This is a genomic window from Streptomyces shenzhenensis, from assembly GCF_003688995.1.
GTDB classification, from domain to species: domain Bacteria; phylum Actinomycetota; class Actinomycetes; order Streptomycetales; family Streptomycetaceae; genus Streptomyces; species Streptomyces shenzhenensis_A.
On the sequence record NZ_PENI01000008.1, the window covers coordinates 170,512 to 190,071 of the forward strand.

Genomic DNA, 19,560 nt, shown 5'->3' on the forward strand with positions numbered 1-19,560 from the left:
ACCCGGACCGGCAGAACGCCCTCGGTCAGTGCCCTCGCGTGTGGCCCTTGTCGTGGCCGTGGCCGTGGCCATGACCGTGGTGGGCAGGCGACGGCCGGCGCAGACCGGACAGGTCGCGCTTGACGACGATGTTGCGGTCGGAGACGTTGTTGCCGAAGGCGAACTGCGGCCAGTAACCCAGGATCTCCTGGCGGCTGCGCTCGCTCCACCGGCGCGCCAGCTCGCCGCGTGCCTTGTAGAAGTTGAGTGCGTAGCCCTCCTCGTGCAGCCGCAGCAGTGAGAAGCCGCCCGGGTACTCCTTCGCGGCGGCGACCTCCTGGTGCACCACGTTGGGTGCGGACGGGACGACCGTGCGGTGGTTGCGGTGCGTGTGACCCGCGTGGTGCAGGAAGACCCCGGGGCTCTTCGCGTACTGGTCGAGGACGGCCGCCGCCTGAGCCTGGTCGAGGGAGTTGCTGGCGGTGATGGGGAAGGCGGAGTCCTGCATCACGAGCGGGTGGTGCCCGAAGACCAGGGTCGGCTGCTCGCGGTGCGCGGCCAGCTTCCGGCGGAACCATGCCATCTGCTGTTCCGACATGCCCCCGGGATCGCCGCCGTTGCCCGCCTTGTCGTATGTGTCGAGGCCGATCACACGCAGCCCGGACAGGTCCGTGGAGAAATATGTGGGCTCGACACCGGGGAAGTACGCGTCGTGGAAGCAGTCGTTGCCCTGCCACTGCCCGGCGCGGCAGGAGGCATACGGATCACCGATGTGGGCGCGGTCATGATTGCCGCGCGTGACGAAGTAGTCCCGGCGGTAGTCACCGAAGCGGGTCAGCAGCCGGCCCGCACGGCTGAGGTCGACGGGCAGCGCCTCCGCCGAGATGTCGCCGGCCGCGAGCAGGTAGCGGGCGCCGAGCCGCTTCACGTCCTCCACCAGCGATTTCAGCATGACCTCGGGATAGGGCGGCAGCCCCGGCTCCTGTGTGATCCCGATGTACTGCGGCTGTCCGCCGACCAGACCGGCCTGCGTCTCGCCCAGGTGCAGGTCATTGCAGAGCGCGACGGAGAACAGAAACCGGCCCCGCGGCGGCTGGGGCGTGGTGAAGGAGAAGGGGCCGGTGGTGCCCAGACCGGTGTCGTCGGTGCCCACGGCGTTGCCGCTGATGAGCGTGAAGGGGGTGGGGGAGGCGAGTCTCCCGCGGGAACGTGCCTGGTAGTAGTACGTCTGTCCGGGTTCCAGGTCCCGCAGTTCCACGTAGTGGTAGGGCGTGTGCGAGGAGATGCCCCCCGCGACGCGGTTGAGTCGGTTCGGATGGGTCCCGTAGACGACCTCGCCGTCCGCCGGGGCCGGGACCATACGGCCCAGTCCGTCGTCGGTGCCGGCCTCGCCGGTGTACCAGGTGATGACGGCGTGGTCCTCGGCAAGCGTGACCAGTTCGAGGTTGACGGGCGTCACGGTACCGCCACCGGAGCCGGTGGCGGTCGCGGCTCGGGCAGGACCGGCCAGAGCTGTCGGAACGGCGGCGGACGCGGCGGCGACCGCGGACCAGCGCATCATGTCACGGCGGGTGAAATCACAACCAGGCATGCGACGCAAGGTAGATATGCCTCATGAACACCCATGGGACCTGCAGATAGCCGACGATGATCCGCAAGCGGTACGCCAGGGTCCGCCCGAGCGCCTGGCCGTCCTGGGCGGGGGCGGCGCGCCGTCATCGCGGTTGATCCGATCAGTGGCTTTCGGTCTCGTTATGTTCTCGATATGCGTTATGTGGTGATTTTTAGCCTGTAGTGCGTCATGGGCCCGGTGTGGCTGGGTGGGGCCCGGGGTCAGGAAGGGAGCAGAGGCATGTCGCTCACCCGTCGCGATGTTCTCAAGGCGGGCGGTGCCCTGGTGGCCGGTGGCGGCGCCGGCGCGGTCTCCGCCTGTGGTTCCGCGGAGCCGTTCGTCCGGCCGGGTGCCTCGGGCAAGGCGGACTACACGGTGCGGATCGAGGCTGGGCGCGTCGAGCTCGCGCCGGGCACGGTCGTCTCCACGACGACGTACAACGGACAGTTCCCCGGTCCGCTGCTGCGGTTCACCGAAGGCCGTCCGGTCGTGGTCGACGTCCACAACGACACCGGTGTCCCCGAGCTGTTGCACTGGCACGGCCAGCTGCTTCCCGCCGAGGTGGACGGGGCTTCCGAGGAGGGCACCCCGTTCATCCCCGCGCATGGGATGCGGCGGCTGTCGTTCACGCCTGAGCCGGCCGGTTTCCGCTTCTACCACACACATGTGGCAGCACTCGGCGACCTGACCCGAAGCACCTACACCGGTCAGGCCGGCCCGGTCCACATCGAGCCGAAAGCCGACCCTGGAGCGTACGACCAGGAAGTGTTCCTGACCCTGAAGGAGTTCGAGCCGTCCCTCAGTCACGGCGGCGACATGACCCAGAACTTCCTGGCGGGCTCCCCGGTGCCCGACCTGAAGAGCAGGGGCGAGAAGGCGATGGCCGATTCGCTGGCGAAGGGAATGCCCCACGGCTACGAGGTCGGCTACCGGCACTTCAGCGTCAACGGCCGCAAACTGGGCCACGGCCGGCCGATCAAGGTCAGGACCGGACAGCGCGTGCTGTTCCACATCCTGAACGCCAGCGCCACGGAAACCCGCAGCCTGGCCCTGCCCGGCCACACCTTCACCGTGGTCGCGCTCGACGGCAACCCGGTACCCCGCCCGGCCTCCGTGCCGGTGCTGTGGATCGGCACCGCCGAACGGGTCTCGGCCCTGGTGGAGATGGATCACCCGGGCGTATGGGTGCTGGGGGACCTGTCCGACGACGACCGGAACAACGGCATGGGCACCGTGGTGGAATACGCCGGCCGCAGCGGTTCCCACCAGTGGACGAAACCACCCGAGTTCACTTGGGACTACCGCACATTCGCCCAGGCAGGCGCCACCGCACAGCGGCCCGACCACACGATCGACTTCCTGGTGGAGAAACGCAACGCCGCCGACAAGGGGTTCAACATCTGGCCCCTCAACGGCGTCCCCTTCGACATGGACACCGACAAACCGGTACTGGATGTCGAGCACGGCAAGCGGTACCGGCTGCGGTTCCGCAACGCCACCGACGACATCCACCCCCTCCACCTGCACCGCCACACCTTCGAGGTCACCCATGTCGCCGGCACGGCCACCCATGGCCTGCGCAAGGACGTCGTCATGCTCGGCGGCTATCAGACCCTGGACTTCGATTTCACCGCGGACCAGCCGGGACTGTCTCTTTTCCACTGCCACCAGCAGCTCCACATGGACTACGGATTCATGCTCCTGCTGCGCTGCACATGACGTCGCCTTCGGCGGCTGTGCGGCGATCGCCATGCCGTCATAAAGGAAGCGAAGGACCGTCTTACCTAATGTGCCCGTCACATGGGCATCTGAAGAGGGGAGCTCTATGAAGAAGGTTCATTCGCGCCGGAAAGGGTCAGCCATTGCCGCAGCCGGCGGCTTGGCAGGATGCGTGATCGGGCTGGTGGGAGCCACTCCGGCCGCAGCAGCGGATCCATCGTCCGACTTGGCCGTCGCGCTGGACGGCCCCAGTAGCTGGATGCTCAACGGAGGGCCTGTTCCGTATCACGTCACGGTCACCAACAACGGCCCCGATTCCGCATCCACCTGGACCGTCCGAATCCCCTTCGGCGGCCCGAAGGGGCCTGACGGCGTCAATCCCAGCGTGTCCCAGGTCAGCACGTCCGACCCTCGCTGTACCACCGCTCCGACGTCTCCGCCGAAATACGGCACTGACCTGGTCTGCTCCGGCGGCCCTCTGGCCGCAGGCGCCAATGAGACCATCGACATCTCCGTCTCCTGGATTCTCGGGATCACCGGGTTCGGTCTGGATGCCACGGTCGAGGGACAAGGCGCTGACCCCACCCCCGGCAACAACAGCGCCAGGGCGGGTACGACCCTGTTGTTCCCACCGCCGGTCGACGTCCCGATGATCGACCCCGTGGTCGGCACGGGCGCCGCAGCGGCTGCTCTCGCCGCCGGTGGCGCATTCGGTCTCGCCCGTCGCCGTGTCCGCGGCGCCGGACAGCGGAACTGACGCACCGGCGGGACACCGGACGCGTCACGTCGCGGTGACCCGAGGCACAGCCGGCGGGCGGTCGTGAGGTGGTCCAGGACTGTCGGGCCGTCCCGGCACGGGACAAGCCCTGACACCTGACCGGCCGACGCCGGACGGACGGCATCGGTCTCCCTCGCCCTGAGCGGGGAGACTGATGCCGACGATCATTGCCGCTCGGTGCTCAAGAGAGGCTCAGTGCGTCATTCTCGGTGGGAGTGCCCGAGTATGCGGCTCAGCCACCGGGTCCGGGTGCGGCGGGCTTCGCGAGTGAGGGCCGCGGTGGGCGCGACCGAGTCGAAGCCGTGGAAGGCGCCGGGCCATACGTGCAGTTCGGCGTCGCCGCCGGCACGCCAGATCGCGTGGGCGTAGGCGACGTTCTCGTCGCGGAAGGTCTCCGCCGAGCCGACGTCCAGGTAGGTGGGCGGCAGCCCGCTGAGGTCGGTGGCGCGGGCGGGGGCGGCGTAGGGCGGCAGGTCCGGGGCGCCGTAGTGATCGCCCAGGTAGGCCTGCCAGGCGACGGCGGTCGAGGCTCTGTCCCACAGGCCGATGCCGGCCATCTGGTGGGCGGAGTGGGTATCGAGGCGGTCGTCGAGCATCGGGCACTGCAGGAACTGCCCGAGAGGCGTCGGTCCGTCGCCCCGGTCCCGGTTGAGCAGGGTCAGGGCCGCGGCGAGCCCGCCGCCGGCGCTCTTGCCCCCGATGATCACGCGTTCGCCGTCGATGCCGAGCTCGTCCGCGTGGCCGACGGTCCACAGCAGCCCCGCGTGGCAGTCTTCCAGCGGCCCCGGATAGGGCGTCTCCGGCGCCAGCCGGTACTCCACGGACACGACGGCAAGGCCCAGTGGGGCGGACCAGTCGTGGAGAATCTTCGGCAGGACGGACCAGGCGTTGCCCATGATCATCCCGCCGCCGTGCAGGTAGTACAGCACCGGCAGCGGCCCGGCGGCGTCGGCGGGCCGCGCGTGCACCAGCGTGACGTCCGGCGCCCCCTCGGCGCCGGGCACGCTCAGCTCCTCGACGGCGAACCGGCCGTCGGCCCGCAGTTCGGCCGCGGTGGGCAAGGGCCGGCTCGCGGCGTCCCGTTGCCGTCGGGCGGCGAGATTCTCGTGAGTGAGCTGTTCCCCCGACAGGTCGCCCAGGGCCGCCAGAGCGGCGCCCAACTCGGCGTCGAACGGCGGCGCCGCCCGCACGGCGACCGTTTCAGCTATCGATGGCACGGAGGTCATGGCCCCAGCCAACCACGGCCTGCGCCGGTCACGGCCGACACAGCGCACAACCGACGGCTGCGGCTCGGCGGTCGCGGGCGGCTACTGTGCACGAATGTCAGACACGGGTACGCACGGCGGCTATCGCACGGACGGCCTCTGGGCCACGGCAGGGGTGTCGTTCGGGCTTGTGGTGGTCGGCTCGGGGCTCGCCCTGGTCGGCATGATGGAGTTCGACGAGCGGTGCATGCAGGGGGTGACGCAGGGGCCCGGCCGGCTCCTACGGGTGCGGGATCAGGCGTTTCCACCAGCCACCATCTGCGAGTTCGACGGTGGGGAGGTCTCGTCCATCGGCGGGCGGGCGGTGCTCGGCGCGCCGCTCTGGGCCAGTCTGCTGATCATGATCACGTGTCTGCTCGTGGCCCTGATCGCGGAGTGTTTCGAGCCGCGGCTCGGCAGTGATCTGGTGGTGCCGATGTCCAGAGCCGAGAAGCTCCGCCGCACGGGGACGGCGTTCTTCGTGACCGGCTCCGTGTTCCTCATGTTCTACGCGCTCGTCGGATGGCGGCTGTTCGCCGGCCCGTCGTCGGTCTGCTCGGCAGGCGCGGACTGGGGACAGAATCCGCCGAGGACGCAGACGTACAGCTTCTTCCCTCCGCAGGCGACCTGTCAGTACACGAGTGGCCTGACGGAGCAGCTGAACCCCGACTGGATGGCGTCGCTGGCCACCGAGCTGGCCGTTCCCGTGCTGCCGGCAGGGATCGGCTTCGTGCTTGCCTGGCGGCGCTGGAGCGCGGAACGGCGCGCGACACGGCAGGACACCGCCCCCGAGACCTCCGACACCCCCGGCGGGGACGACGCCACCCGGCTCCGGAGCGGTGGCTCGCCCCGGTGGAGACGCTGACGTCGGCACGGGTTTCGGCTCGACGGGCAGTTCTCGACGGGCTGTCGCGGAGAAACCGGCGTCAGCCGCGCTGCCGTGGCGTCCCCCGTGCGGCACGGTGGCGATCGTCCGACGTCAGCCATGCCTCGGCGTCCCGCCAGATCCGTGCCGTGTCGAAGCTCGTGTACTCCCGGATCACTGACCTGGTCGTGCCTCGCTCGCGGTACTCGTTCATGATCGCGACATGCTCGGGCAGGCGTATGAACTCCACCATGGCCCGTCGCCCGGTCCACACCGAGACCGATCCGCAGCGCCGGGCCGACGGTGTGACCCATAGCCACATGCCGACCGCCCCGTCGAGATCCGGCCAGTGGCGCCGTAGCGCGAAGCCGCGTCGGATGATGCCCGGCACGTCCCCGTACGCGTCGCTGGTGAAGTCGGTGACGCTGACGATCAGCGGACCGCTCCGCCGACCGCGTATGCCGCCGTCGTCGCCATCCGTGGGGGCGCGGTCGCCGGGGGAGTACGCGGCCGGGCCCCGGCACCAACGGCTCCTCAGCATGACCCCGGCCTCCAGGACGGGTCGCGGCCGAGCAGGGCCAGCAGCCGGTCGCCCGGCGGGGCGTCGTCGGCGACGGCGATCCGCCGGCGGAACGCGGCTCCGGCCCCGCGGCCCTCGTCGGGGACCAGTGCGGCGACACGCAGCGCGGCGGCGGTGAGTTCGGTGCCGGGCTCCCACGGGGCACCGATCGTCACCGCGACATCCCAGGCGTGTGCCACGTGGTCGAGCAGGTGGAAGCCGATCGCCACCCGTCCGGGGACGGCGAAACCCTCGCCCACCTCCGGCAGCGCGAACCGCCGCTCCAGCACATCGCCTTCCGCGAACGCCGCGGTGACCTCGCCCGCCGAGGCCTCGTACGCTCCCGCCGGATCCTCGCCGAGATCGCCGTCCCGCCACACGGCCCACGGCTCCCCCGCGCCGCGGGCGGAAGCGGCGAACCCCTCGTTCTGGCTGACCAGATGGCGCAGCAGGCCGTACAGGGTCCAGTCGGCGCACGGTGTCGCCAAGCTCAAGTGACCGGTCTTCACCCGGGAGACCGCCGCTCCGGTCAGTGACAGCGCCTCGCGGTCGAGTCGTCGTACGTCCATGGCCCGAGCGTAGGATCACACAGCGGCTCACCCCTAGAGCCAATGTCCTGCCAGTTGATTGAGCCAATCGCCGGGCCGAGAGCCAGGACCGACCGACCCGAAAGCCGATGACCGCGATGGACGTGCACGTCACGCTCGACGGGCAGCGCGACCTGTCCGGCCAGATCTACCGGCAACTGCGCACCGCGATCCACGAAGGGCTGCTGCGCCCCGGGGATCCGCTGCCCCCGACCCGGGAGCTGGGCCGGGACCTCGCGGTGGCCCGCAACACCGTCGGTGCCGCCTACGAACGGCTCGTCGCCGAGGGATACGTGGTCAGCAAGGTCGGCTCCGGGACCTATGTGCGCATGACGGGCCTGCCCACCCGCGAGGCCGCGGCCGACGCCGACACCACCGGCTCGGGACTGCGCCCGCGCGCCTTGTGGGCGGGCCTGTCCCCCTGGGCGGGCCCCGAGACCACGGGAGCGACCACGGCGGCCCATGACTTCCGGGTCGGCCTGCCGGACGCCCGGCTCTTCCCGTACCACGCCTTGCGTCCCCTGATCGCCCGGGAACTGCGCCTCTCGGCGGCCGGGGCGGTCGGGTACGGCGATCCGGTCGGCCACGCCGGGCTGCGGGCCGCGCTCGCCCGGCACCTCGGACTCTCCCGCGCCGTGCGGACCGGCCCGGACGACGTGCTGGTGACCACCGGCACGCAGCAGGCACTGGACCTCGTGGGGCGGGTGCTGCTCGAACCGGGCGACCGGGTGGCCGTCGAGGAGCCCGGCTACCCGCCGGCCCGGCTGCCGTTCCTGGCGCAGGGCGCGGAGGTCACCGGCGTACCGGTCGACGCCGAGGGCCTGTTGGTGGACGCCATCCCGCCGGACACCCGCGCCGTGTACGTCACCCCCGCCCACCAGTTCCCGCTCGGCATGCCGATGTCCCTGCAACGCAGAACAGCGCTGCTGCGGTGGGCGCGCCGACACGGCGCGGCGGTGATCGAGGACGACTACGACAGCGAATTCCGCTTCGGCGGGCGGCCGGTCGAGACACTGCAGAGCCTGGACCGGCACGGACACGTCATCTATGTCGGATCCTTCTCCAAGGTGATGCTGCCCTCTCTGCGTGTCGGCTTCCTGGTGGCGCCCGCCCCGCTGCGCGAAGCACTGCGCACCGCCAAGTACGCGGCCGACTGGCACACGGCGGTTCCCACGCAGGCGGCGCTCGCCCGCTTCGTCGACGACGGGCTGCTCGCCCGGCACATCCGCCGGATGCGGCACACCTACACGACCCGGCACCAGGCCATCACCCGTGCGCTCACCGGCCACTTCGCGGACCTGACCGAACTGGTACCGTCCGCGGCGGGCCTGCATGTGACCGCGTTCACCCGAGGCCACCTCGCCGACCCCGAGGCCCTCGCCGAGCGGGCCCGCCGCGCCCGGGCATCCGGCGTGGAGGTCCACACCCTGGCGGAGGTCGCCGCGAACCGCTCGGCGCGCCCGGGCTTCGTCTTCGGCTACGGCGCGATCGGCGCCGCGGACATCGAGCCGGGCCTGCACCGCCTGCTCGGCCCGCGCGGGAAGTCCCCTTGGATCTGAAAATCAGATCATCCATAACGGAAACCTCTGTTGGACGGAATTCGCGGTGCCCCCGAGGATTTCTCGTGAGGTGGCGCCGTCGGCTCGATATCGCCAAGGACTGCCGCCTGAGTGGAGGGTGAAATGCCGAGTGAAGAGACGGAAGTAGTGGTCGTCGGGGCGGGTCAGGCAGGTGTGGCGATGAGCGAGCATCTGGGGGCCCATGGTGTGTCGCACATCGTCCTGGAGCGGCATCGGATCGCCGAGCGGTGGCGTTCGGAGCGGTGGGATTCCCTGGTGGCGAACGGACCCGCGTGGCACGACCGGTTTCCGGGGCTGGAGTTCTTCAACGTCGCTGACGACGGCTTTGCCTCGAAGGAGCAGGTCGCGGACTACTTCGTCGCGTACGCCGAGAAGATCGGCGCCCCGGTCCGTACCGGGGTCGAGGTGACCTCGGTGCGCAAGCGGGACGGCCGGTCCGGGTTCCGGGTCGAGACGTCGGAGGGCTCGATCGGCGCGCGGTTCGTCGTGGCCGCGACCGGTCCGTTCCAGCGGCCCGTGATCCCGCCCATCGTTCCGGAGGGCGCCGTCCCCGTGCAGATCCATTCGAGCGGATACCGCAACCCGGAGCAACTGCCCGAGGGCGCGGTCCTTGTGGTCGGCGCCGGTTCCTCGGGGGTTCAGATCGCCGATGAGCTGCGCCGGTCCGGGCGCCGGGTGTTCCTGTCCGTCGGGCCGCATGACCGTCCGCCCCGGCAGTATCGCGGGCGGGACTTCTGCTGGTGGCTGGGGGTGCTCGGGCGCTGGGACGCGGAGACGCCGCCGCAGGGTGCCGAGCATGTCACCATCGCGGTCAGTGGCGCCCGCGGCGGGCACACGGTGGACTTCCGTGCCCTGGTCGCCGACGGCATCGAGCTGGTCGGTATGACGGCCGCGTACGAGGACGGCGTCCTGCGTTTCGCGCCGGATCTCGCCGCGAACATCGCGCTCGGCGACGCCAAGTATGTGGAGTTGCTGCGGGCGGCCGACGCGTATGTCGGGCGCAATGGGCTCGATCTGCCCGGGGAGCCGGAGGCGCATGTGCTGGGGCCGGACCCGGAGTGCATGACGGACCCTCGGCTGGAGCTGGATCTCGCCGGGGCCGGCGTGACCTCCGTCGTCTGGGCGACGGGCTTCGCCGCCGACTACGGGTGGCTGGAGGTGGACACCTTCGACGAGAGGGGCCGGCCGGTGCAGCGGCGTGGGGTGTCCCGCGAGCCAGGTGTGTACTTCCTGGGGCTGCCCTGGCTGTCCCGTCGCGGGTCGAGCTTCATCTGGGGTGTGTGGCACGACGCCCGGTACGTCGCCGACCACATCGCGACCCAGCGGGGCTACCTCGCGTACGGCAGCACCGACCGGTCCGGCGTCGTGCCGGCGGCCCAGAACGTCTGAGGAGCAGCTGATGACCTCCACGAGTGAGAGCCGTCGGGCGAAGGGCCCGATCGTGGTCGGCGGGCACACCCGGATCCGGCCGTTCAACACCCGTGACACCTATCCCGAGCAGAGCCTCGACAACGATCTGTGCCAGGCCGTCGTCGCCGGCAACACCGTGTACGTCCGGGGGCAGATCGGCCAGGATCTCGACACCAGCGCGTCGGTCGGTGTCGGGGACGCCGGGGCGCAGGCCGAGCAGGCCATGGCGAACATCAAGACGCTGCTCGAAGAGGCGGGCAGCCGGATGGAGCACCTGGTCAAGCTGACCGTCTATCTGATTGACCCGCGCTATCGCGAGGCGGTGTACCGCACCGTGGGCCGCTGGACGAAGGGTGTGCACCCCATCTCGACCGGTCTCGTCGTCTCCGCCCTGGCGCGTCCGGAGTGGCTGTGCGAGATCGACGCCGTCGCCGTGATCCCCGGGGAGGAGCGGGCATGACGTTCTCCCTCGCCGTACGCGACGGCGACCGGTTCGGCATGGTGGCCAGCTCCTCCAGCCCCGCCGTCTTCGCCAGGGTCGGCCACCTGCGGTCCGGCGTCGGCGCCGCAGCCTCGCAGAACGTCACCGACCCCACGCTCGGCACACAGCTGCTGGCGCGGCTGGCCGGGCACGGCGCTGCGCAGCGCGCGTTGGCCGAGGTCACCGAGGCGGCCGACCACATCGAGTACCGGCAGCTGACCGTGCTGGGCCGGTCCGGTCCGGGGTTCGCGTACAGCGGCTCACGCGTCCTGGGCAGGCACGCCTCGGCCGTCGCGGACGGCGCGGTGGCGGCGGGCAACATGCTGTCCGGCGAGCACATCCCCGACGTTCTCCTCGACACCTACGCGCAGGCCACAGGCGAGTTGGAGGAGCGGCTGATCACCGCCCTGAAGGCCGCCGTCGCCGCCGGCGGCGAGGAAGGGCCGGTGTACTCGGCGGGCCTGGCGGTCGTCGCGGACGTCGACTGGCGGGTGACCGACCTGCGGGTGGACTGGGCCGACGATCCCGTCGACCGGCTCGCCGAACTCCTCGACATCTGGCTGCCGCAGCGCGACGACTACGTGCGCCGCGGACTCGACCCGACCTCCGCGCCCTCCTACGGCGTCCCGGGCGACCTGTGATGGCGCCGCCGGAGGAAGGAGCGCCGACGGGCGCGCTGAAGGAGGCCGCCCGGCGCGAGATCGACCGGCACGCCGAGAACCTGATCCGCCTGTCCGAGCGGCTGCACGCCGACCCGGAGACGGCCTGGGAGGAACACCGGGCGGCGGCCACCGTACCGGAACTGCTCGACCGCGCCGGGTTCGAGGTGACCTCGTCCTATCTCGGCCTGGACACGGCGTTCCTCGCCCGGTTCGGCAGCGGGCCCGTGCGGATCGCGCTGTGCGCCGAGTACGACGCGCTGCCCGGCCTCGGTCACGCCTGCGGGCACAACCTCATCGCGGCCGGCGCGGTCGGTGCCGCGCTCGGCTACGAGACCGCCTGCGCCATCGCGCTGGAGGCAGACCACACCGGCCGCCCGGCCCTGGACCTGGTACGCGAACGTGAGCTGCTCACCGAGGCGGAACTCCGTACCCTCACCAGCCCCGCCGCGCTGACCGGCCGTCGCACGCCCTGAACCGCCGGACAGTCCTCGCACTGCCGTGCTACTGTCGCGCACCCAGCCTTATCTGCTAACTAGATCCACCTCGGTGGGCGCACCTCGAAATTCGATGCAAGGGGGCCGCCATGACGCAGCCTGTCGGCTTCACTCTTGTCCAGTTGCGCTATTTCGTGACTGCCGCCGAATGCGGGTCGATGACGGCTGCGTCCGAAAAGCTGCGCATCGCGCAGTCTGCCGTGTCCTCTGCCATCACCAACCTGGAACACGAGCTGCGGGTCCAGCTCTTCATCCGCCACCGGGCCCGGGGGCTGACCCTGACCTCGGCGGGCGAACGCCTGCAGCACCAGGCCCGTGAGCTGCTGGCCCGGGCGCGCGATGTGGAGGCGGAGGCCCGCGGCAGCGGCGGTTCACTGGCCGGCCCCGTCTCCGTGGGCTGCTTCGTCACGCTGGCGCCGTACTACCTGCCCGCGCTGTTCGCCGCCTGCAGCGAACGGCATCCCGGGATCGAACTCAATGTGGTGGAGGCGGAGGCAGAACAGCTGATTCACGCGCTGCAGACCGGGAAGATCGATTTCGCGCTGACCTACGATCTCGGCATGGCGGCCAATCCCGAAGTGCGTCGGGAGATCATCGCCCAGGCATCGGCCTATGTGATCGTCCCGGAGAAGCACCGATTGGCGGACCGCGCATCGGTCGAACTTGCCGAGCTGGCGGCCGAACCGATGGTCCTCCTCGATCTTCCCTACAGCCGTGACTACTTCCGGGCACTCGTCGCCGCCACGGGGGTTGCCCCCGACATCCGCTACCGGACGCAGAGCTATGAAACGGTGCGGTCCTTGGTCGCTCAGGGGCTCGGATACTCGGTCCTCAACCAGCGGCCGGTCACCAGCCAGACCTACGCGGGCGGCGATGTCGTCTCGCTGGAGCTGAGCGAGGACCATCCACCGCTCGATGTGACGATCGCCCTGGTGGACGGCATCCGACAGACCCTCCGCGCGCAGGCCGTGGTGGAACTCCTCCGCGGGATCGGCAGGGCTTGAACAACACCACCATGGTCACGAAGTCCGTGCCTGGGGCGGCCTCGCCGCCGCCTTCCTCAACGAGTAGGTGTGTGTGCCGCCGTGACCGGTGGCACACACACCTCGCCCCTTCCCTGATCAGGTCAGCGCCGCATCCGTGCTGGCCGACGCGACCGCAACCATGGGAACGGAGCGCCGCATCGATGCCTTGGCCCAGAAGTAGTAGAGAGGGCTGATGACCACCAGCCCGACGATCCAGGACAGGTCCACACCCCCCATCGCGGTGGCCGCGGGCCCCGTGTACAGAGTCGTGGCGACAAAGGGCAACTGGACGAGGGCACCGATGACGTAACAGGCCACTGCGGGCACGTTGACGCGCCCGTAGACGCCGCCGTCGGCGCGGAAGAACGAGTCGACGTCGTAGTCTCCGTGGCGCAGCAGGTAGTAGTCGACGAGGTTGATGGCCGTCCACGGCACGAGCACGGTCATCAGCAGGGTGATGAAGTTCAGCCAGTACTCCATGAAGTTGTCCTGGCCCGCCAGCGCCGCGACGAGCGACAGGACGAACAGCACGGTGGCGGTGACGGCCCGCGTGATCCGCCCAGGCGACCAGGCCGGCGCGAACGTCTGACCCACCGTGAGGGTGGACAGCACACCGCAGTAGAGATTCATGGAGTTGGTGGCGGCGATGCCCAGCGAGAAGATGAGGATGATGACCGGCCCGACCGCCCCGGTGAGCTGGTCGAGTCCCGCCACCACACCCTCCCCGGCGGCCACGCCGACGATGGCGCCCAGAATCATCGGAAGGATCGAGCCCAGCGAGGAGCCGGCGTAGCTGGACCAGAAGGCGGGGCGGGCGCCGGTGTCGGCCGGCATGTAGCGCGAGTAGTCCGATACGTACGGGGCGTAGGCAACCTGCCACAGCGCTGCCGCGGTGACCGTTCCCATGAAACCGGTGACGCTGGGCGAGCCATGAGAAGCGAAGTTCTCCGGAAGGCCGTGCACGGCGACGATCCAGACGAAGGCCAGGACCAGGGCCGCACCGGAGAGATACGTCAGGACACGTGTGTAGGCGTGGATCAGGTCGTATCCGAAGACGGTGGCGATCACCGCGACCACGCCCACGACGACGATGCCGGTGCTCGTCCCGACCGGGAGACCGGCGGCGACGAGGGACTGGCCGGCCAGGACCAGGTTGGAGGCGAAGAATCCTATGTACATCAGCACCACGAGCGCGGTGATCAGCAGCGCTCCGTAGCTTCCGAACTGGCCGCGCGACTGCACCATCTGCGGAACACCGAGCCGCGGGCCCTGCGCGGAGTGCAAGGCCATCAGCACGGCCCCCAGCAGGTTGCCGACGAGGATGCCGGCCACCGTCCACCAGAACGGCAGGTTGAAGACCGCGGTCCCCAGCGCCCCGGTGACGACGGTGAGCACCATGATGTTGGAACCGAACCAGATGGTGAACAGGTCCCGGGCGCTGCCGTGCCGCTCGGACGGCGGGATGGGCTGGATCGTCTTGTCCTCAAGGCGTTGAGGCGCCTCAATCGGCGTCATTGAACGGCCCTCCACTCAACGTGTGGCTCAAAAGTGCCACAACCGTCGGGCCGGGGGATCCCCCCTGTCCAATAGACGTTTGCGATCTCATTCCCCTGTTCTTCGTATGCAGCCAGGGTGCATGGCACCCACCGGATCTGCTTGACGGGGACGGAACGAAATGTTTCCACCGCGGAAACGGGCCCGGGCCCGACAGGGGGCGGAGTACGAGAAACACACGCTGGTCGGCTCTTCCCGTTCAAGGCCGTTCCGGTACAGGGCTTCGTCGATGTCGTCCCGGATCTCCCGGCGGATCCGCAGCAGGCGGAACCAGCGCCGGCCGTCCGGCGACGTCCCGCCCGGGCCGGCGAAGACCGAAGCGTTCACGCAGCGTGCGGGCGGTGTAGTCGCTCCGGAAGAGCCCGCGTTCCCGCAGGATCGGGACCACCAGGCGGGTGAAGTTCTCGAAGTCGACCGCCGTGTCGGCCGGCATGATCGTGAAACCGTCGGCCGCTCCCGCACGGAACCAGCGCTCCAGGTCGTCGGCGACCTGCGGGGCGGAGCCGATCAGGAGGCGATGACCCGATCCGCCGGCCGAGCGGCGGACGAGTTCTCGGGGCGAGCGGGGGCGCTCGGCGATCAGCGCGCGCGTGGACTCGGCGAAGCCGACGGAGAACGCCCCCTCCCCGGAGCGGTCCGGAAGATCGTCGAGCGCGATGGGGTCGTCGGGCCCGAACGCGTCGGCGGGCAGGCCGAGGCCGGTGTTCAGGGCCGCTACCAGGCTGTCCAGGGGGAGGGTGGCATACAGCTCCTCCGCGCGCCGCTGTGCCTCCGCCGCTGTCTCGGACACGAGGACGACCACACCGAGCGACACCTTCACGTCGTCCGGGCGGCGGCCGGCCGCCGTGGCACGCCGACGGACCTCGTCACGGAACGCGACGGCCTTCGCCTGGGTCTGCGCCACGGTGAAGACGACATCCGCGAAGTCACCGGCGAGCTTCAGCCCGCCCTCGGAGCCTCCGGCCTGGACGATCACGGGCCGCCCCTGAGGCCCCGCGGGCACGGGCAGCGGACCGCGGACCGAGAAGAACTCGCCCCGGTGGTCGATGGCGTGGATGCGGCTCGGGTCGGCGTAGCGCCCGCTGGTGCGGTCGCCGACGAGGGCGCCCGGCTCCCACGCGTCCCACAACCGGGTCACCACGTCGAGGAACTCATGGGCCCGGCGGTAGCGCGTGTCCCGGTCGGGGTGGTCGTCCAGACCGAAGTTCGCGGCGGCGGCGGGAGTTCCGGTGGTGACGATGTTCACCGCGGCCCGCCCCTTGCTCACATGGTCCAGCGCGTTGAAGCGGCGCGCCAGGTTGTAGGGGGAGTTGTACGTCGAGGAACTGGTGATGACGAAACCGAGGTGTTCCGTGGCGCCGGACAGGTGGGCCAGCAGGATCAGCGGGTCGAGCCCCGGGCCCGGAGCGTGCTCGATGCCGGCGCCGAGCGCGGGTCCGTCGCCGAGGAACACCGCGTCGATCCGGGCGTCCTCGGCGGCTTCGGCGAGCCGGGTGAAGTGGTCCACGTCCAGCTGGGCCAGCGGGTCGGCGTGCGGGAGCCGCCAGGCATGCCGGAAGTGGCCCGGGGTGAGCAGCGAGAGGTTGAGATGGAAACCGGTCACAGTCGTGGTGCTCCTTCACGGGGCGTCGGGATCGGGTCCGGCCGTCCGGGGTGCCGGGGCCGGATGCCACCCGAGCAGCGGCGCGAGATCCTGGGCGGTGGCGGTGAGCAGCCGGACGTGTTCGTCGCGCTCCGGCACGCCGGGAACGAAGCTGACGAGCAGGTCGGTGAGGTCCGCAAGGGCGGGATCGCGGGCCAGGGAGTCCGCGATCGTCCCGGGCGGTCCGAGCAAAGCCCGGTCGCGCGCCAGATACTCGGGGACGTCGATCCCGCCGGCGCCACGGCTCGGCGCCGCCCACGACTGCCAGCGGCGGACGCCGGGTGTGACGGCGCGCAGCGCACCGGCCGCGTCGGGGTGCGGGTAGGCCGCCCGGGACACCTGGACCCGCGGCGCGTGCCCGGCGGCGGTCGCCGCCGCCCGGTACGCGGTGACGATCTCCGCCTGCTGCCGCGCGGTCTGCCGGCCGGCCCAGTCGCCGGCCCGGGAGAGCTGGAGACCGTCACCGGCCCTGGCCGCCGCGACGGCGTCGGCCACGGCCCGGGCCGGATCGCTGGTGGTCGCCTGCCAGATCCGTCGCCGCAGGCCGGTCCCCGGCGGGTGCAGCACCTCGCCTGCGGTGTTGACCGGGCGCCCCTCCAGGACCTGGTGCAGCCTGGTCACCCCCTGCTCGAACAGGGTGTGCCGGGCGCCGAGACTGCGGCCGAACGCCTCCCAGGCGGTCGGGAACGGCCCCGAGCCGACGCCCAGTTCGAGTCTGCCACCGCTGAGTTCGTCCAGTACGGCCGCGTCCTCGGCCACGGCCAGCGGGTCGGCGAGCGGCAGCACGAGGACACCCGTGCCGAGCTTGATCCGGGTGGTGTGCTCGGCGATCGCCGCCAGCAGCACCAGCGGCGCCGAGACGTGCTCGTTGCCTTGGCGGAAATGCCGGTGGATCACCCAGCCCGAGTCGTACCCGAGCCGCTCGGCGGTGACGAACAGGTCGATGGCCTGCCGGTAAGCCGCGGCGGGCGCCAGATCGGAGTCGAGGTGGAGCAGGAAGGCGAGCCGGAAGGGCCGGCCGTCCGCCACCCCGGCCCCGACCCGCTCGGTGACCCGGGTGCCCTCAGACACGGAGACCGGTCCCGTGCACGCCGTACCGGTCGATGAGGGCGAGCTCCTCGTCGGTCAGCGGCGGGAAGTCCACGGCCTTGAGGTTGTGGTCCAGCTGCCAGGTCGAACTGGCGCCGATGAGCGCGCTGCTCACCTGGGGCTGCCGCAGCACCCACTGCAGCGCGAGCTGCGCGAGCGACTGGCCGCGCTGCCGGGCGATCTCGTTGAGCGCCGTCGCCCGCTCACGGTAGGTGTCGTCGATGACGTCGGGCGACAGGAAGGCGCTGTCCTCGGCGCGCGCGCCCGTAGGGATCGTGTCGGCGAGGTATTTGTCGGTGAGCAGGCCCTGGGCGAGCGGGCTGTAGACCACCAGGCCGAAGCCGTCCTCGGCGGCGAGCTTGAGCAGGCCGTTGCGTTCGGGGCGGCGGTCGAAGAGGGAGTAGCGGGGCTGGTGGACGAGGAGCGGGACTCCGGCCCGGCGCAGCAACTCGGCTGCCTCGCGGGTCCGTTCGGGGGTGTAGTTGGAGATGCCCGCGTACAGCGCCTTCCCGGACCGGACCGCCGTGACCAGGGCGCCGACGGTCTCCTCCAGCGGGGTCGAGGTGTCGGGGCTGTGGCTGTAGAAGATGTCGACGTAGTCGGTGCCGAGGTCGCGCAGGCTGTGGTCGAGGGAGGCCAGCAGGGACTTGCGGGAGCCGCCCCTGAGGTAGGGGCTCGGGCCGATCGGGTTGCCCGCCTTGGTCGACAGGATCAGCTCGTCCCGGTAGGGCGCGAGGTCCTTGCGCAGGAGCGTGCCGAAGAACTTCTCGGCGGCGCGGTGGGGCGGCCCGTAGCGGTTGGCGTTGTCGAAGTGGGTGATGCCGAGGTCGAAGGCGTGCAGCACGATCTCGCGCTGGGTCGCGTAGGGACGGTCGGTGCCGAACTTCTGCCAGAGACCGAAGGAGAAGACGGGGAGATCGAGTCCGGAGTCGCCGGCGCGGCGATAGCCGCCGAGCCTCTCGTAGCGGTCGTCGGCGGCTCGGTAGGACGGGGCGGGGTCGGTGGATGTCATACGGAAGTCCGTTCAGAAGCGGGGGTGGGCAGGGAGCGGGCGGGTGGACTCGGTCAGAACAGGCCGGTGGTCGGCGGCTCCTCCCCGGTGAGGTGGTAGGCGCCGACCGCCGCGGCCTTCCAGTCCCGTGGGTTGTGGTTGGCGACGGTGCGCGCATTGCGCCAGTGCCGGTCGAGGGCGTACTGCCGGTCGGTCGCGGAGCCGCCGCCCACGTCGAAGAGCAACTCGGCGGCACCGAGGGCGGATTCGACGGCGGCGTACTGGGCCTGGGCGACCGTCACGGCAGCGGCGGCGCCGGCCGCGCGCGCCGTGTGGTCCGGGGCCCGGTCGGCATGTGCCAGGGCTTCCGCCGCGAGGACGACGGAGGCTCGCGCGGCGTGGGCGCGGGCCGCGACACGGCCGACGACGTGCCGGACGTAGGGGTCGTCGACGCTCTTGTCCGCGGTGCTGTGCTTGATCGGGCGGGCCTTCTCCCGGCCGAACCAGACCGCGTCGTCGAGCACGGCGGCGGCGATCCCGGCGTGCACGGAGGCGAGGTAGAGCTGGGCGAACGAGCCGAGCCACGGGTTGCGCAGCTGGGACCTGTCGATGCTGACGAGTTCGTCGTCGGCGACCCGGACATCGGTCAGGCGGGTGCTGCCGCTCGCCGTGAGCCGCTGGCCGACCGCGTCGAAGTCGTCGAGGAGTTCGACGCCCTCCCGGTCGGTGGGCACGGTGAAGTGGACGACGGTGCCGTCCTCGTCCACCGCCGTGCCGCCGAACCAGTCGGCGTACAGACCCCCGGTGCTGTAGTACTTGGTGCCGTTGAGCACATGCCCGGCACCGTCACGGCGTACGGTGGTGGCCACCGAACCGCCGGCGCCGCCGTTGCGTTCGTTGCTGGTCCCGGCGAAGAGGTCGCCGCGCCGCAGCCGCTCCAACGACCTCTCCCGGTACGGGAGATCGCGGCGCGTGGCGACCTGGCGTGCGGTGAGGAAGCCGGCACGGAGCGCCTGGGCGACGTTGGAGTCGGCTCGGGCGAGATCGATGACGACCTCGACGACGTCACGGACGGTTCCGCCGGCGCCGCCGTCCGGCTCCGGGACGCCGATCAGCAGAAGGCCGGCCCCGGCGAGCGCACGTACCTGCTCGAAGGGAAGTTCCCGGGTGGCCTCGCGCCGGCGGGCGGTCGCGGCGAGACCGGTGAGGATCGGGGCGATCGCGGTGCGTATCCCACCGACGGTGGGCGGGGCCGAGGGCCCCGTTGCGGGCTGCATGGGGTGCGTGGT

General features: G+C 70.9%; 18 protein-coding genes. 9 read left to right on the forward strand and 9 right to left on the reverse strand.

Annotated features, from left to right (window positions below):
* Positions 1–25: 25 nt before the first annotated feature.
* Positions 26–1,570 carry a purple acid phosphatase family protein gene (locus tag CTZ28_RS15660; protein WP_121890005.1) on the reverse strand — a complete coding sequence of 515 codons (1,545 nt, stop codon included), beginning with the start codon at positions 1,568–1,570 and terminating at the stop codon, positions 26–28.
* A gap of 261 nt (positions 1,571–1,831) precedes the next feature.
* Between CTZ28_RS15660 and CTZ28_RS15665 the strand changes: the two genes are divergently transcribed.
* Both CTZ28_RS15665 and CTZ28_RS15670 read left to right on the forward strand, forming a co-directional pair.
* Positions 1,832–3,310 carry a multicopper oxidase family protein gene (locus CTZ28_RS15665; protein ID WP_121890006.1) on the forward strand — a complete coding sequence of 493 codons (1,479 nt, stop codon included), beginning with the start codon at positions 1,832–1,834 and terminating at the stop codon, positions 3,308–3,310.
* Positions 3,311–3,416: 106 nt separating this feature from the next.
* A complete protein-coding gene (locus CTZ28_RS15670; RefSeq protein WP_147481155.1) occupies positions 3,417–4,067 on the forward strand; it encodes a DUF11 domain-containing protein in 651 nt (216 codons plus the stop codon).
* Positions 4,068–4,288: 221 nt separating this feature from the next.
* On the opposite strand, the gene CTZ28_RS15675 is transcribed toward CTZ28_RS15670, so the two are convergent.
* Complete coding sequence (locus CTZ28_RS15675; protein ID WP_121890008.1) at positions 4,289–5,314, reverse strand: alpha/beta hydrolase; 1,026 nt, start codon at positions 5,312–5,314, stop codon at positions 4,289–4,291.
* A gap of 94 nt (positions 5,315–5,408) precedes the next feature.
* On the opposite strand from CTZ28_RS15675, the gene CTZ28_RS15680 reads away from it, so the two are divergent.
* On the forward strand, positions 5,409–6,197 hold the full coding sequence (locus CTZ28_RS15680) for a hypothetical protein (protein WP_121890009.1): 789 nt from the start codon (positions 5,409–5,411) through the stop codon (positions 6,195–6,197).
* A gap of 61 nt (positions 6,198–6,258) precedes the next feature.
* On the opposite strand, the gene CTZ28_RS15685 is transcribed toward CTZ28_RS15680, so the two are convergent.
* Complete coding sequence (locus CTZ28_RS15685) at positions 6,259–6,738, reverse strand: hypothetical protein (RefSeq protein ID WP_121890010.1); 480 nt, start codon at positions 6,736–6,738, stop codon at positions 6,259–6,261.
* A complete protein-coding gene (locus CTZ28_RS15690) occupies positions 6,732–7,325 on the reverse strand; it encodes a TIGR03086 family metal-binding protein (RefSeq protein WP_121890011.1) in 594 nt (197 codons plus the stop codon). Before CTZ28_RS15690 ends, CTZ28_RS15685 begins: the two co-directional genes overlap by 7 nt.
* A gap of 107 nt (positions 7,326–7,432) precedes the next feature.
* On the opposite strand from CTZ28_RS15690, the gene pdxR reads away from it, so the two are divergent.
* The 6 genes from pdxR to CTZ28_RS15720 all read left to right on the forward strand — a co-directional run bounded on the left by pdxR (position 7,433) and on the right by CTZ28_RS15720 (position 12,974).
* On the forward strand, positions 7,433–8,902 hold the full coding sequence (gene pdxR / locus CTZ28_RS15695; RefSeq protein ID WP_259471637.1) for a MocR-like pyridoxine biosynthesis transcription factor PdxR: 1,470 nt from the start codon (positions 7,433–7,435) through the stop codon (positions 8,900–8,902).
* Positions 8,903–9,025: 123 nt separating this feature from the next.
* On the forward strand, positions 9,026–10,312 hold the full coding sequence (locus CTZ28_RS15700) for a flavin-containing monooxygenase (protein WP_121890012.1): 1,287 nt from the start codon (positions 9,026–9,028) through the stop codon (positions 10,310–10,312).
* A 10-nt stretch (positions 10,313–10,322) separates the two neighbouring features.
* Entirely contained in the window at positions 10,323–10,793 is a 471-nt protein-coding gene (locus tag CTZ28_RS15705) for a RidA family protein (protein WP_121890013.1), read from the forward strand.
* Entirely contained in the window at positions 10,790–11,455 is a 666-nt protein-coding gene (locus CTZ28_RS15710; RefSeq protein WP_121890014.1) for a DUF1028 domain-containing protein, read from the forward strand. The genes CTZ28_RS15705 and CTZ28_RS15710 overlap by 4 nt, the downstream gene beginning before the upstream one ends.
* The gene (locus CTZ28_RS15715) at positions 11,455–11,949 is read left to right on the forward strand and encodes a zinc-binding metallopeptidase family protein (protein WP_220795339.1); all 495 of its coding nucleotides are present in this window, start codon (positions 11,455–11,457) and stop codon (positions 11,947–11,949) included. Before CTZ28_RS15710 ends, CTZ28_RS15715 begins: the two co-directional genes overlap by 1 nt.
* A 110-nt stretch (positions 11,950–12,059) precedes the next feature.
* Positions 12,060–12,974: a LysR family transcriptional regulator gene (locus CTZ28_RS15720; protein WP_121890015.1), complete on the forward strand. Its 915-nt coding sequence runs from the start codon at positions 12,060–12,062 to the stop codon at positions 12,972–12,974.
* Between the two features lie 117 nt (positions 12,975–13,091).
* Here CTZ28_RS15720 and CTZ28_RS15725 read toward each other — a convergent pair whose 3' ends face one another.
* The 5 genes from CTZ28_RS15725 to CTZ28_RS15745 form a co-directional block, all read right to left on the reverse strand.
* Entirely contained in the window at positions 13,092–14,510 is a 1,419-nt protein-coding gene (locus tag CTZ28_RS15725; RefSeq protein ID WP_121890016.1) for a purine-cytosine permease family protein, read from the reverse strand.
* Positions 14,511–14,748: 238 nt separating this feature from the next.
* Complete coding sequence (locus tag CTZ28_RS15730) at positions 14,749–16,152, reverse strand: NtaA/DmoA family FMN-dependent monooxygenase (protein ID WP_121890017.1); 1,404 nt, start codon at positions 16,150–16,152, stop codon at positions 14,749–14,751.
* 15 nt (positions 16,153–16,167) lie between these two features.
* Complete coding sequence (locus CTZ28_RS15735) at positions 16,168–17,262, reverse strand: LLM class flavin-dependent oxidoreductase (RefSeq protein WP_121890018.1); 1,095 nt, start codon at positions 17,260–17,262, stop codon at positions 16,168–16,170.
* The gene (locus tag CTZ28_RS15740; RefSeq protein ID WP_121890019.1) at positions 17,255–18,292 is read right to left on the reverse strand and encodes an aldo/keto reductase; all 1,038 of its coding nucleotides are present in this window, start codon (positions 18,290–18,292) and stop codon (positions 17,255–17,257) included. The genes CTZ28_RS15735 and CTZ28_RS15740 overlap by 8 nt, the downstream gene beginning before the upstream one ends.
* A 53-nt stretch (positions 18,293–18,345) precedes the next feature.
* On the reverse strand, positions 18,346–19,548 hold the full coding sequence (locus tag CTZ28_RS15745) for an acyl-CoA dehydrogenase family protein (RefSeq protein ID WP_121890130.1): 1,203 nt from the start codon (positions 19,546–19,548) through the stop codon (positions 18,346–18,348).
* Positions 19,549–19,560: the final 12 nt, after the last annotated feature.